Annotated in this window: 10 protein-coding genes; 2 read left to right on the forward strand and 8 right to left on the reverse strand. The window is 74.7% G+C overall.

Annotated features, from left to right (window positions below; all coding sequences use genetic code 11):
- Window positions 1-80 precede the first annotated feature (80 nt).
- A complete protein-coding gene (locus FRANEAN1_RS20710) occupies window positions 81-2,624 on the reverse strand; it encodes a TIR domain-containing protein (protein WP_020461775.1) in 2,544 nt (847 codons plus the stop codon).
- 214 nt (window positions 2,625-2,838) lie between these two features.
- Window positions 2,839-4,500, reverse strand: a complete 1,662-nt coding sequence (locus tag FRANEAN1_RS42420; protein WP_049795714.1) for a serine/threonine-protein kinase — start codon at window positions 4,498-4,500, stop codon at window positions 2,839-2,841.
- A 330-nt stretch (window positions 4,501-4,830) separates the two neighbouring features.
- Here FRANEAN1_RS42420 and FRANEAN1_RS20720 point away from each other — a divergent pair, with 330 nt between their 5' ends.
- Both FRANEAN1_RS20720 and FRANEAN1_RS20725 read left to right on the forward strand, forming a co-directional pair.
- Complete coding sequence (locus FRANEAN1_RS20720) at window positions 4,831-5,418, forward strand: pyridoxamine 5'-phosphate oxidase family protein (RefSeq protein ID WP_020461777.1); 588 nt, start codon at window positions 4,831-4,833, stop codon at window positions 5,416-5,418.
- Between the two features lie 111 nt (window positions 5,419-5,529).
- Window positions 5,530-6,807, forward strand: coding sequence for an MFS transporter (locus FRANEAN1_RS20725; RefSeq protein WP_020461778.1), 1,278 nt, complete (start codon window positions 5,530-5,532; stop codon window positions 6,805-6,807).
- Here FRANEAN1_RS20725 and FRANEAN1_RS39270 read toward each other — a convergent pair.
- The 6 genes from FRANEAN1_RS39270 to FRANEAN1_RS37280 all read right to left on the reverse strand — a co-directional run bounded on the left by FRANEAN1_RS39270 (window position 6,779) and on the right by FRANEAN1_RS37280 (window position 13,092).
- Window positions 6,779-6,949, reverse strand: a complete 171-nt coding sequence (locus FRANEAN1_RS39270; RefSeq protein ID WP_083788296.1) for a hypothetical protein — start codon at window positions 6,947-6,949, stop codon at window positions 6,779-6,781. The genes FRANEAN1_RS20725 and FRANEAN1_RS39270 overlap by 29 nt on opposite strands.
- 1 nt (window position 6,950) lies before the next feature.
- A complete protein-coding gene (locus tag FRANEAN1_RS20730; RefSeq protein ID WP_020461779.1) occupies window positions 6,951-8,147 on the reverse strand; it encodes an FAD-dependent monooxygenase in 1,197 nt (398 codons plus the stop codon).
- A gap of 416 nt (window positions 8,148-8,563) precedes the next feature.
- Window positions 8,564-10,474: a DNA-binding protein gene (locus tag FRANEAN1_RS20735; protein ID WP_020461780.1), complete on the reverse strand. Its 1,911-nt coding sequence runs from the start codon at window positions 10,472-10,474 to the stop codon at window positions 8,564-8,566.
- A gap of 26 nt (window positions 10,475-10,500) precedes the next feature.
- Window positions 10,501-11,451 carry a protein phosphatase 2C domain-containing protein gene (locus tag FRANEAN1_RS41335; RefSeq protein ID WP_020461781.1) on the reverse strand — a complete coding sequence of 317 codons (951 nt, stop codon included), beginning with the start codon at window positions 11,449-11,451 and terminating at the stop codon, window positions 10,501-10,503.
- Complete coding sequence (locus tag FRANEAN1_RS20745; RefSeq protein WP_020461782.1) at window positions 11,448-12,320, reverse strand: vWA domain-containing protein; 873 nt, start codon at window positions 12,318-12,320, stop codon at window positions 11,448-11,450. Before FRANEAN1_RS20745 ends, FRANEAN1_RS41335 begins: the two co-directional genes overlap by 4 nt.
- Window positions 12,321-12,519: 199 nt before the next feature.
- A complete protein-coding gene (locus FRANEAN1_RS37280) occupies window positions 12,520-13,092 on the reverse strand; it encodes a hypothetical protein (RefSeq protein ID WP_020461783.1) in 573 nt (190 codons plus the stop codon).
- Window positions 13,093-13,482 lie beyond the last annotated feature (390 nt).

Consider the following 13,482-nt stretch of genomic DNA (forward strand, 5'->3'; position numbering starts at 1 on the left):
GTGGCGCAGGAGGTCCGGACGTGGACGACAACCGGAGCGTCACCGAACATGTGCGGAGTGTACAAGATGCTGGGTTCAGGTCAGGGTGCTTCTGGGCCGAACGTCTCGTCATCGCAGCGCGTGCTCGGCTTGGTCGGGAGCCGCGGTTCCGGGATGGCGCAGTGCAGCTCGACGACCGCGCGCGACGGCTCCGCGGAAACTTCGTAGACCGCCATCAGTTTCCCGGTCGGGTCCAGACCGCCGCCCTGGTTGGGGACGTCGAGCGCGCGGTCGGGCTCGGCGTCGTGCAACGTCCCGGTGACTCCCTCGAAGGCGCTCCTGCCCTGGTAGACCTCGCGGAGCGCGACGTACAGGTCGAAGCCGTCGAAGCCGGCGGCGGGCCGACGGCGCGACCACTCGCGGACGGCGTCCGCCCGCTCCAGCAGCTCGCGGCACCCGGCCAGGGCCGGATCCCGCCGGCACGAGCCGGCACGCAGTCCGACCTGCCCGGCGAGCGTGACGGCGTCGTACAGGGACCAGGCGGCCGAGTCAGGGAACTCCGCGAACCTGGGCTGGTCCTCCTCCGGGAGCAGAGCCCGGACCCTGCCGAACTCGCTCTCGGCCGGGCCGAAGTCGGCGATGAGGCCGTTCTCAAGCAGCGTTCGCGCCGAACGGGGCTCCTCCGGGCCAAAAGCCGAATACAGGAGCTTCGGCCTGTCGGCGCGGTCCTTCTCGAGAATCTCCTGGACGGTGTCCCAGGCATCCTCGTCGCGCAGGTCGGAAAGCGCGTCCCCACCCAGTACGTGGACGTTGCTCCGGCACTTCGAGGGCAGCGTCATGAGAAGGGTGAGTAGCTCGGGGAGCTCGGCCGTCCGCCCGGCATAGATGATGAGCCGGGGTGCGTTCTCCACCTCCACCCCGGCTATCTCGGGGTTGTCCCCGCAGATTTTGGCCTGCGGGTCCGGCAGCGCCTCGGGCAGCGGTCTCGGGGTGTCGGGATTCGTCGAGTAGGCGATCACGCGATTGTCGAGCAGGGTCTCGAACGCGGTGCCGCGGAACCGGGACTCGTACTCGGGGCTGGTCAGCTTGCTGGTGTAGGCGTCGTACATGCTCCGGCCCCAGCGGTCCGCCTCGTCGTAGACGATGAACGGCACGACTTGGTCGAGCTGGCCCCGCGGCGCCCAGGACAGGCCCATCTCGGCCTGCCGGTCGTCGGATCCGCCGATCCGGAAGTAGCCGGGCTCCCCGGTGAGGTCCGTCCCGGACTGGGTGGCGGCGATCATCGGCACGCCCGAGAAGGCGCCGGTGGTGCCGGCGAGCCCTGTCCGGCCGATCTCATTGATCATCTTCTCCGAGTCGTCCCGGGTCTGGCCGAGCCCCACGACAACCACCGGCCCGGTACCCCTGGCCGCATCGCTGATCTTGCGTCCGGCCTGGGCTGCGAACTCCGCGTCCCCGCCGAGGTTCGCGACCCACACCCGCATCAGCGGGCCGTCGCGGTGCGCGGCGTTGAACCGCCGCATCGCGGTCAGCGCGGTGAGCAGCTCGACGTTGTCAAGCCCATCGGTCTCCTCCCCGGAGCTCAGGTGGCCGGCCACCACGACTGTCAGATGGTCGGTCGGCGCGCCGCGCTCGCGGTCCGCCCGCTCGGTCGCCTCGTTCTCGGCCACGATCAGCTGCCAGGCCGCCTCGACGCTCCGCTCGGTGGCACTGGGCACCGCCGCTACCGCCGGGCCGCCCCCGCCCGCCAACGCGCCCCCGCCCGCCGCCGCGCCGGCACCGGCGTTCGGGTCGGCGACGGCGAAGGCCCCGTCCGCGCCCGTCCGGACACCGATGCACTGCAACTTCCTCGGGGTGGCCGCGCCCTGGCGCGACCGCATCGCCTCCAACGCCGCTCTGCCGCACGGGCCGCCGGTGCCCGGGCCGGTGGCGGTGCCGCCCCCGTCGCCGGTTCCGATGATGTTCCAGAGCACCAACGTGACCAGCACCGCCAGGAGGGTGGCCGCGCCGACGAGCGTGGCCCACAACCGGCTACGGCTACGGCGGCGGCGGGCGAGGAGGGACACCGAATCGGTCAGCCGGCGCCCGAGGCTCGGTGGCGAGGGCAACCGGTCCGCCATCACCTGCGCCAGGCGACCGACCTCCCGCACGTACGTCCCGCTGCTCGGGCGCAGGGAGCGCAGCGGCCGGGAACCGTGGTGCTGGCGATCGCGCAGCACCCGGAGCATGGCGGCGCGCTCCTCGTCGCCGTTCTCCTCGGCGGCGGCGAGCAGCCCGGCCAGGTCCACCTCGGACCAGTAGATCGGGATTATCCGGCGGCGCACGCCGCGCCGGGACTGCTCGGCGCGTTCCAGGGCCAGGAACTGGGTGAACTCGCGCAGGCACTCGTCACTGGCCACAAACGCGGGAGACACCACCGGCAGCAGGAACAGGACCCTGCCCAGCCCGGTCTCGAGCGTGGATCTCCAGAGGTCACCCGCGACGACGTCGCTGCGGTCCTGGAAGATCTTGATATCCCGGCCGGAGCGCTCGCAGAGCTCGTGTTCCAGATCCGTCCTGAGCCTGGTGAGACGACCGCGACCGGTGTCGTCCGTGTGCGCATAGCTCAGGAAGGCAACCGGCTCCACCATGGCCCGCGGCGCCATTCAACGCCTCCCCCCTCGTGCGAACACGTCAGTATCACCTGCTCGCGCACAGTGGGGGAATAACCGGTGCCGTTCCGCGCCGGCAGAACAGGCCGCGCACGGAACAACGCCGACATCTGGCGGAACCTGCCAGGGACGGCCCCGCCCCTGGCATGGGGAAACGATTTGTCGTACCGGTGGCCGGTATGCGGGCCGGTATGTCGACGCAGCCGGGTCAATGCCCCCGAGAGGGGCCCCGACCAGCACGTTCCCACGGCTCCGACCGCGTCCAGGACAACGTCCGGAGCAGTTCCACCGACGGCACGGGTGTCCGGGAGAAGACATCGGGCGGGCGGCGGGAGAGCACCAGAACTGGCCGCGATCCCGGGACGTCGACGGACACCTCCGACACGTCGGACAGGTCCGGGAGGTCCGGGAGGTCCGGGAGGTCCGGGGTCGCCGCCTCCCCCACCGTCGGCCGCCACGGGGCGAGCAGCCGGTCCAGGCCGGCGAGGCCGGCCAACGCAGCCTCCGCCGCGGTCCCGGCGCCCGCAGCCGCCGGATGCCCGACCCACGCGCGCCGCATGGAGGCCGGCGCCGCCCGACCGGCCACGGCGGTGACTCCAACGGTGGCTGCGGTGACGGCCACGGCGGGCGGCTCGACGGGCGGGGACGGGGGCGGCGGGTCCACCGGCACGGCCACCCGGTCCCGCCCGTCGCGCGTCGCGGGCGACCCCGCAGCCGGGCCGGCCCCGGCCGCACTCACCGCGGGCAGCGCCGCCTGCTCGGCCCGGCTGGACTGCGCGGCGGTCAGCGCGTCCCCCGGGACGACGTTCATCCCGGCCGCCGCAGCGACGATCGCGACGACCCCGGCGGCCGGAACCAGTCGGCGGCCCGCCGCCGGCACTCGACGACGCAGACCCGGCCGGCCCTGCGCGCCGTCCCCAGCGGCACCTCCGCTGGCCGGAGCGTCCCCGCCCGTCGGAGCGCCCGCAGCCGCCGGAGTGGCCGGGCCCACCGGAGCGCCCAGGCCCGTGACGACCTCGAGGACCCGGTCGGCGTCCGGTCGCGGGTCGATGCCGGCCGGCACGTCACCGGAGACCAGCCAGCGCAGCAGGTCCGCCGCACCCGGGCGCAGCTCCGGCCGCTTGCGCAGCGCCGTGGTCACCACCGAGCGCAGGTCGGCGGGGATGCCGTCGATGTCGGCGTCTCCCTGCACCGTACGCAGCACGAGCGCCTGCAGCGGCCCGTCACCGAACGGCGCCCGCCCGGTCGCCGCGAACGCGACCGTCAGCGCCCAGCCGAAGACGTCGGCGGCCGGGCCCGGCCGGTTGTCACCGGCGATCAGCTCGGGCGCCATGTAGCCGACGCTGCCCAGCACCACGCCGGAGGCCGTCATCGTCCCTGGCAGGCCCGCGGCGATGCCGAAGTCGATCACCTTCGGGCCGTCCGCGGCGAGGATGACGTTGCTGGGTTTGAGGTCGCGGTGCACCACGTCGACGTCGTGGATCGCGCGCAGCGCCTCGGCGAGACCGGTCGCGAGGGTGCGCAGGGCCTCCTGCCCGGCGGGGCCGTCCGCCGTGACGGCGCCGAGCAGGGTGGGGCCGTAGACATATTCGGTGGCGATCCACGGCGGGTCACCGGCCGGTTCGGCGTCCAGGAGGCGGGCGACCCGCGGGCTGTCGATGACGGCGATCGCGGCGGCCTCCCGGGTGAACCGGCGGCGGAAGCCCTCGTCGTCGAGGTACTCGTCGCGCAGCACCTTGACGGCGGCCTGGCAACCGGCGCCGTCCACGCCGAGGTACACAACGCCCATGCCGCCGCTGCCCAGCCGGGCCGCCAGCCGGTAGGGCCCCACGACGAGCGGGTCACCGGCCCGCAGCGGCTTCAACGCCACCAGCTCCGCCGACCGCCAGGTTCCTGGGCCGCTGCGTCGGACGGGTTCACGGTCACCACCGGATCACTCGTGATCGGACATCGGACATCGGACGGACGTGCCCGACGGGCTCGGCACCCGGTTGGCGGCCCACCGCCGCGCGCACGGCGACCACCGGGCTCGAGCCCGTCCATAGGTAGATACGCGGTGACCACCCGGCTACCCACGCGCCACATCAGCGCAGCCACCCGAACGGCCCCGAGCCAGGTTCGGAGTCGGGTTCAGGACCGGGTTCCGGGCACCGGCACCGAAGGCCGGTGGGCGGGCCGCCCGGTCGCGGATACTCCGGGAATGGGGCGCACCTATGACCGGATCGACGACCGACTGCGGTCGTTCATCGAGGATCAGAAGATCTTCTTCGTGGCGTCGGCGCCGCTCTCCGCCGACGGCCACGTCAACCTCTCGCCGAAGGGCCGTGACGGCTCGCTCACCGTGCTCGACGAGCGGACGGTCGCCTACCTCGACTTCGGCGGCAGCCACGCGGAGACGATCGCGCACCTGCGCGAGAACGGCCGGATCACCCTCATGTGGTGCGCCTTCGACGGGCCACCGAAGATCGTCCGGGTGCACGGGACCGGTGAGCCGGTGTTCCGCGACGACCCGCGGTGGCCGGAGCTGATCGCCCGCTTCCCGCCCGGCCAGGCGGCCGCGGGCGGGCTTCGGGCGATCATCCTGATCTCCGCGCGGCGGATCAGCGACAGCTGCGGCTACGCCGTCCCCTTCATGGACTACCGGGACGAGCGCCCGCTGCACGCCCAGTACTTCGACCGCAGGACGGACCCCGAGTTCGGCGCCTACTGCGATCGGGCCCCGTACAACGGCGCGAGCATCGACGGCCTGCCCGCCCTCCCGCTGCCCCTGCCGCCCCGCACCGGCTGAGCCGCTCTCCTACCGACCGAGCCACCGGCTGAGCCGGCCCGCGCCTGCCCGGCCTGCGGCGACATCGCAGGTCCTGTCACCTGCGAACGGAAAGCACCGTACGATCCCGGCGTGTCGGTTTCGCCTCCCGCCGCGCCGCGAGGCCGCGCAGACGACGGGTCTCCCGCCTCCCTCTCGACGGCCCCGCCCGTCGCCCCGGCCGGCGGGCGGGCAGCCTCGCTCACCCATGCCCGGCTGCCACTGCTGTTCTCCGCCGTCGGGCTGGAGAGCACGACGGCGGTGGTCGCACCGTTCATCGCCGGGACGCTGGGAGCCGCGCCGATCGCGCTCGCCGGGATCGAGGCGGCGGGGCGCGCCGGCGGCAGCGCGGCCCGTGCCGGCGCGACGAAGCTCGCCGACCGCCGGCCCGGGCTGCGCGGGCCGTTCACCATCGCCGGGAACGCCGGGCTGGCGCTGGCCGCCGCCTTCCTGGCCGGAAGCAACGCCGTCTGGCAGGCCGGGGCGTGCCGGTCGGGGTCGTGGGTGGCACGCGGCCTGGGCACCCCGCCGCTGCTGGAGGTGGCGAGCTCGACCTCGGCGCCGAACGAGCTCGGCGCCCGGCTCGGTCTCGAGCGCTCCGTCGGGGCTCTCGGCGCCGCCTTCGGCGCGCTCGCTGCGGCGCTGCTGCTGGCGTTCGTCGAGGTGCGGACGGTGATCCTGCTCGCGCTGGTCCCGGTGGTCGCCGCGGTCGCCGTGAGCACGCACGGCACCCTGAGCGGGCGGGACGCCCTCGACCACGGCTCCCCGGCCCAGACCCGGCCCGATCTCTCGCTGCTGCGCCAGCCGCCGCTGCGCCGGCTCGCCCTGGGCATCACCTGCTACGAGGCGTCCAACATCGCGGCCGTGCTCCTGCTGCTGCGCGCCAGCAAGCTGCTGCCCGACGGCACCGGACGGCTCAGCCAGTTACAGGCGGTCGCCGTGCTCTACGGCCTGTTCCACCTGTCCTCGGCCGCCGCGGCGGTGTGGGGCGGCCGGCTCGCCGACCGGTTCGGGGCCGGTCGGGTGATCGCGACCGGCGCTGCCTGCCTGCTCGGCGCGTACGCGGGCTTCGCCTTCGCCGGCGAGGGTGACCTGACCGCGATGACCGTCTGTTTCCTCCTCGCCGGCACGGCCGCGGGCGCGGTCGACGCCGCCGAGTACACCGGCGCCGGGCGGCTCACCCCGCCGGAGACGCACCGGGCCGTGTTCGGCGCGCTGTCCGGGCTGCAGAGCGCCGGCCGGGTCGTCGCGACGATCACCGCCGGCGGGCTGTGGACCCTCGTCGGGCCCGAGGCCGGGCTGCTGGTCTGCGGCCCGCTGCTCGTCCTGTGCGTCGCCCTGTTCACCAGGGGCACCGACCGACCGCGTTGACGGCCGCCCGCGGGGCCCGCTCGTCGGGGAGCGTCACGGTGTAGGCGTCGAGTGCCTCCAGGGCCGTCCTGATCACCGGATGGTCCAGGTCGTAGCCGAGCAGCCGCAACGCGATGATCGAGTAGACGGCGGGTGGCTGGATGTCAGAAGACGGTTGAGAGCGGGTCGCGGCCGGGGGACGGCTCGTCCCAGGCGATCCGGTAGTCGTACATGGCGGCCATCTGGCGCAGGCCGACCTTCATCGCCACCGGGACGATGTGGTCGCGCATCCAGCGGGCGGGGGCGTTCGGCGGCGGGGTGCGCGGCCGGTTGCGCCGGGCCAGCCGGTGGACGTGCGCCACCCGCTCGGCGCGGGCCGCCCGGTAGGCGGCGAAGCCGATGGGGGCCGTCGGGGCGTCGCGCAGGCAGCGGCCAAGCACGATCGCGTCCTCGATCGCCATGGACGCCCCCTGGCCGGCGTGCGGGAGCATGGCGTGGGCGGCGTCCCCGAGCAGGCAGACGTTGCGGCGGTACCAGGTCCCGACCGGCTCCAGGACCGACAGCGGGAGCCGCTCGAGCCGGTCGGTCGCGTCCACGACCGACCGCAGGTGGGCGGGGGCGTGCTCGAGCTGGGTGAGCAGCCGGCGTCGCACCTGCTCCTGGCCGGCGTCGGTGCGCGGTGAGGGCCACGGGTCGGCGGACACCATCGACATCGCCCACATCACCTCACCGCCCGCCGTGCCGTAGTGGATGAACGTCCCGGTGCCGACGACGGTGAACTCGAGCATGCCGGTCTTGTACGAGCGGCCGACGCGGTCCGCGAACCCGCCGACGGTCACCAGGCCGGCGAAGGTCGGCCAGGGCGTCTCGGGCGCGACGTGGCGGCGCACCCGGGAGCGCAGGCCGTCGCAGCCGAGCAGGAAGTCGCCCACGGCGCTGGAGCCGTCGGCGAAGTAGGCGCGGACGCTGGCCTCGCCCCGGTCGTCGACCGAGTCGAACCTGCTCGCCGGAACGACCGGGATCCCGCGCCGGTCGAGTTCCCGCAGCAGCACCCGCCGCAGCTCGCTGCGGCGGATCACCCGGGCGGGCGCCTCGATCGTGCCGAGGTGGCGGCCATGGACGTCGACGAAATGGTTTCCCGCCGAGGGGTGCCCGGCCTCGTCGAGGCCCTGGACACCGAGAAGCTCCAGGCCGCGCAGGCCGTTCGGGGCGACGCCGAGCAGCAGGCTGCCGGCGGACTCCGGGTCGGCGTCGGCCTCGAAGACCGTGGGAAGAATGCCGGCCCGGGCCAGCGCTATCGCCGCCGCGGGTCCCGCGATGCCCCCACCGATCACCAGCGCCCGCCGACCAGCCATACCCATACGCTTAATTATCCGCACGAATAGGCGACCACTCGGACGGGGCGGGGTGGGGCCCCGCCGCGATGGTCAGGGCGGCGGGGGTGCGGCCCCGCCGCGGGGGTCAGGGCGGCGGGGGTGCGGCCCCGCCGCGGGGGTCAGGGCGGCGGGGCCGCTCTGCGCGGCAACGGCCGTCGGGTCAGGGACGGCCGTCATCAGGAATTCGCCGCCGGCCGGGGCCGGCCCGCGAACAGATCGCCGCAGCGCTCTCGGCACCGCCTCGCGGGGGGCCCGACAGGCCCCGGGCGGTACGCCGATCGGGGCGTGTTTTCCCTGGTGGCAGGGGTTTCTCGGGTCCCGGGGAGGGACTAGTCCCGGGCTATACGGACACCGCCCGTCCGGGCCAGGGGCACCACGATCGCGGGGGGCCCGCGGTGCCGTCAGCTCCACCCGCGCCACGACGGCGAACGGGTCAGCGTCGGCCCCGGCACCGGCGGCGGAGGGAGCGGCCGGCGGGGCGGCAGGACCGGCCCCGATCCGTAGGCCGAGCGGGTCGCGGGCGCGGCGGGCACCGTCCCGGGCCGGTTCAGCAGGCTCTCGGCCTGGCGCTCGGTCAGCACCCGCAGCAGGCTCCCCCGGCGCAGCTCGATCCGGGGCGCGGGCGGCCGCCCGGCGGCAGCGTCGGATCGGCCCCGCCGGTTGTCCCGGCTCCCGCTGCCGTCGCGGCTCCCCCGGCCGTCGCGGCCGTCGCCGCCCGAGCCGCTGGACTGGCTGGACCAGCTCGGCCCGGTCGGCCGAACGAGCCGCGCCGGCGACGTCGCGGTGGGCCCGTGAAACGAGCTCCCCCGGTCGTCCACGGCCAACTGCCCGATCACCCGCACCCAGGTGCCCGCGAGCCGCGCAGGGTCGCCGTGGGTCGCGATGAGCTCCCGGCTGACCCGGTCCCACCCGACGACACTGAAGCCGCCGCCACGGTCGTCCCCGAACTCCAGGACCGTGATCATGCCGGTGCGTTCCAGCTGCCGGACCCGGACGACCCGGCCGACGACGGTGATCTCCTCCCCCCGGCGGGCGAGCAGACCGGCCCGGTCGAGGGCGGAGAGCACCCCGGGCCCACCGACGGGCACCGGGGCCGGCCGCAGCGGCCGGGTGCGCAGGTAACGCGCCGCGCTCACCGTGCTGACCACACCCACGGCGCCGCCCGGACGCGGGTGCCGTGTCACCGCCTCGTGCCCGCCCACCGGCACCGGACCAGCCGGCCGCGCCGGCTGCACAGGTCGCACCGGATGTGGCTGATGTGGCTGATGTGGCTGATGCTGCCGTCGCGGCGGAGCCGCCGGGAGCACCGGGCCGGCCGGAAGCGCTGAACGGTCCACGGGTGCCGCGCGGCCCGCGGGCGCCGGGCCGGCCGTGAGTGCCGGGCCGGTCACCCCGGCGCAGCCGGCCCCGCCCACCGCGCCCGACCGGTACGGGGCGAGCGCGTCGGCGTCGAGCACCGCCGGCACGTCCTGGAAGTCGACCAGGCAGGCGTCCCGCAGCCGGCGCGCGGCGGCCGCGACCCCGGGCATCCGCTCGAGGCGTGCGAACAGGGCCGAGGCGGACGGGTCGGCGAAGTCCGCGGCCGAGAAGATCAGGTTCTCGCCGGTGTTGAACTCACGCCACAGGCCCGGATTCCGGGCGAGGGCGGCGAGCGACACCGTGATCACCTCTTCGGCGAAGCGGTCGAGCGTGACGTCGTACTGGTTCGAGCGGTCCGGATGCTGGTAGTTGCGGTGGCCCCGCTCGGAGGCGCCGAGCCCGCTCAGCCCCGGCAGGTACATCCCGTCGTAGTCGACGAGCCGTACGGACCTGTCCGGCAGCACGAGGATGTTGCCGTGCTGCAGGTCGCCGTGCGCGGCACCGCGGCGGCGCAGCTCGGCGACGGCGAAGCCCAGGCCGAGCCGGGCCCGGTCGAGGTGCGCGGGCCGGTCCAGGTTCTCCTGGACCCAGTCGTCGAGCCGCGCGCCGTCGATCCACTCCATCCGCACGATCGGCCAGCAGTGGCCGCGCACCCGGATTCCGGCCGGCTGGTAGTCCACGCCGACCAGGAAGTCCAGCGCGGCCGAGCGGACGAACTCGGCGATGCAGGCGTAGCGCAGCTCCAGGTTGTCGCTGTGCCGGTGGAAGCAGCGCACGGCGTAGCGCCGGCCGCCCAGGCTTACGTCGAAGGTCAGGGCGAACCCGCCGGTGGCGACCGCCGGCATGCCCAGCGGGGTCAGCCGCGGCACGCTCTCCCGCAGCTGGTCGTCCAGGAAGGCCAGCCGCGGGATCTGGACGGCCTGCTGGTAGTCGAGCAGGGTTGGCAGCTTCATTCACATGCCCTCGGGCCGGCGCAGGCTCACGCTTGCACCACGCAGATCGTCGTGTCGTCGTCGGCGAGGTACCCGTGGTGCCGGTAGGCGGCGACGGCTCGGGAGAACCGGCCGGCGGTCTGCGCGAGCCAGCCGGGCGACGGCATCCGGCCGCGGGTCTCGGCCGCGTGCAGCAGGAGCCGGGCGAGCGCGTCGGTGGCGAGGACGAGCACGTCGCCAGGCCGCAGCTCACCGGTCAGCAGGGTCGGCTCCGGGGCGGACGGGCCGTGGCTGCCGACCAGCTCCGCGAACCGGGTGAAGTCGCTGGACCGCCCGACCGGGCCCACCGAGCGCGTCTCCCCGTCGCGTAGGTGGAACACGCACGAGTCACCGACGCACGTCGCTGTCCAACTCTGGTTCGCGACGTCGACGGAAAGCCCGAGGAAAGACGCGTCTGCGCCCGACTGCAGCTTCGCCCGCGCGAACCAGGGCAGCCCCGGCCGGCTCACCTGCGCCCACCAGCGCTCGCGCAGCGCACGCAGGACGTCGGGAGCGAGCGGGTCGAGCCCGTCGTGGGCGTAGGCGTCGACCAGCAGCCGGCTCCACACCTCCGGTCGGGCCGAGGTCGACGCCCCGTCGGCCACGGCGAACCGGCCGAGCTCCGGCCGGATCGCGCAGCTGTCCTCGTTCTCCGCCGGCGACCGGCCGAGCCTCGCCACCGAGTGGGCCGTGGCCGCCAGAGCAACGGCCGCTCCCGAGGGCATGGGCGTGGGTTTCGGCGCGGGCGGCGGTGCCGGCTGCGACAGTGCCGGCTGCGACAGTGCCGGCTGCGACAGTGCCGGCTGCGACAGTGCCGGCTGCGACAGTGCCGGCTGCGACAGTGCCGGCTGCGACAGTGCCGGCTGCGACAGTGCCGGCTGCGACAGTGCCGGCTGCGACGGTGCCGGCGAGGCGGTCGCCGGGCGCGCGGACGTCGCCGTGGCGGGCAGCGGGGTCATCCCGCCGACCGCGGCCCGACGGTGAGGTCACGCAGGCCGGTCGGCGTGACCGCGCGGGTCCCGATGTCGAGGAACTCGATCAACGCGGTGACGTCGGCGTTGTAGAGGAATCCCCGCGAGCCCGTGCCGGCGGGATATCCCAGGCTGCCGGCCGCCGCCACCATCGTGGGGGGCAGCGCGCTCGACATGTCGAACAGCGCGCGGGCGAAGTCGTCGGGCAGATCGGCCCGGTCGTCGGGAAAGGTGACAGCGTTGCGCGCCGTGGCCGACAGGTGGGCGTTGAACAGCAGCGCGTCGCCGTCCGCCGTGCCGGCGGCCCGCACCCGGGCGGCGGCGATCCGCGGGTCACCGTCCGTGCTCTGACCGTCGGTGACGTTGACCACGATCGGCGGGAAGCTGGAGGCGTGCCCCCGGCACCACTCGTCGACGATCCAGGCGGCCGTCGTCAGCGCCTCCGCCATCGGGGTCCAGCCGTCCGCGACCGGGTCGACCCAGGCCGGGATTGGCGTCTGCACCTCGACCAGGCCCCCGGCGCCGTCGGAGATCCGGCGCAGCACATGGTCGACCCGGTTCGGGTTCAGCGCGACCTCGCTGATGGGCAGCAGCGGCCGGCTCGCGCTCGAGCCGTACAGGACGGGCGACACACCGCGCCCATAGCCCAGAATTCCTACCTCGAAATAGTCGTAGACGCGGTCGTCACCTTTACTGCAGAGCAGCACGGCGTTGCCGAGAAGCCGATTGACGGCGAGCGCGAGCTGGTCTGCCTTGCTCATCGCGCCACCGGCCCAGGTCTCGGCCATCGACGTCGAGTGATCGATGACGAGCAGCAGACAGGCCGGCTGCTTGCGATTGATCTCGGCGGAGTACATGTCCTTATCGTTTCATATCGCCTGGCCATTCCGACGCTCCGGTGGCGCTCGACAACAGTCCGCGCCCGGCCCGGTAACACCTTTTGATGAATGCGCGCCGGAATCTCGTCCGGGCTGCCCGACAACAACGGGCCGCGCCAGCGCGGGAGCGGTGCCCGCGGGCTCGGCGCGGCCTGCGGCGCCGCCGCCGGAGCACCGGTCAGCGCGGCGCTCCGGGGTGGTCCGCCGATCCCGGCACGCCCGGCGCCGGCTCGCGGGCCGCCTTACCTGCCGGGGCCGCCTCGTCGGTCGGGGCCGCCTCGTCGGTCGGGGGCGTCGCGTCGGTCGGGGGCGTCGCGTCGGTCGGGGGCGTCGCGTCGGTCGGGGGCGTCGCGTCGGTCGGGGGCGTCGCGCCGGCTGTCGGGTCCCGTCCCGGCGGGGTTCCCCGCAGGACCGCCAGGGCGTGCTCGTAGGCGTCGTGGGTGGGCAGCAGCCTGCGAACGTTCAGCGGCGCCAGGTCCTCGCGGTTCGTCCGGCCACAGCGGGGGCAGGTCTGCTGGCTCAGGGGCAGCAGCACGCCACAGCCACCGTCACCTGCTCCGCAGCGGCGCCAGTCGTCCCCTACCTCGATGCGCGATCGCTGGTGGGCGAGGCGCCCGGCACCGCCGCGCCCGAGGGCCCTGGCCAGCCGCCGGGCCGGGCGCGGCCAGCCGCCCCGGGCCGCCTGGTCGCCCGCCGTGCTTGTCGGGCCCACCGTGCTCGCCGGGGCGCCCGGCGGCGTGGTCTCTCGCATGCGCGTCCTCGCTCCTCTGTCGGGCGATGGCGGTGATGTCCCGGCCTCGCTCACCGGCCTCCCGCACCGGCTTCGGTCACCGGCCGCACCGGCCCCGGCCGCCGGCGGCGTCCCGGCCGGCGAGGGACCGCCCGGCAGCCGCCAGCGGCCGCCGGCGCGGGACGCCGCCGGTCAGAGATACGCCCGGCGTCAGCGGAAAGCGACACTACGGATCGATGGTGATATCGACAATCCGTCGGTGCCAGCCAATGGCCCGAACGTCTCACGCGTTCGGGTCGCACGTCCTCATCTCGGCACCCGGGCGCGGGGTGGAATGACCCGCCGCCGCGGGGTCGGAGTACTGCCCGTTACCCCGTTTAGCGTAGCCCGATGGCGCCATCCCTATTTTGA

It is taken from the genome of Parafrankia sp. EAN1pec (genome assembly GCF_000018005.1).
Classification (GTDB): Bacteria; Actinomycetota; Actinomycetes; order Frankiales; family Frankiaceae; genus Parafrankia; species Parafrankia soli.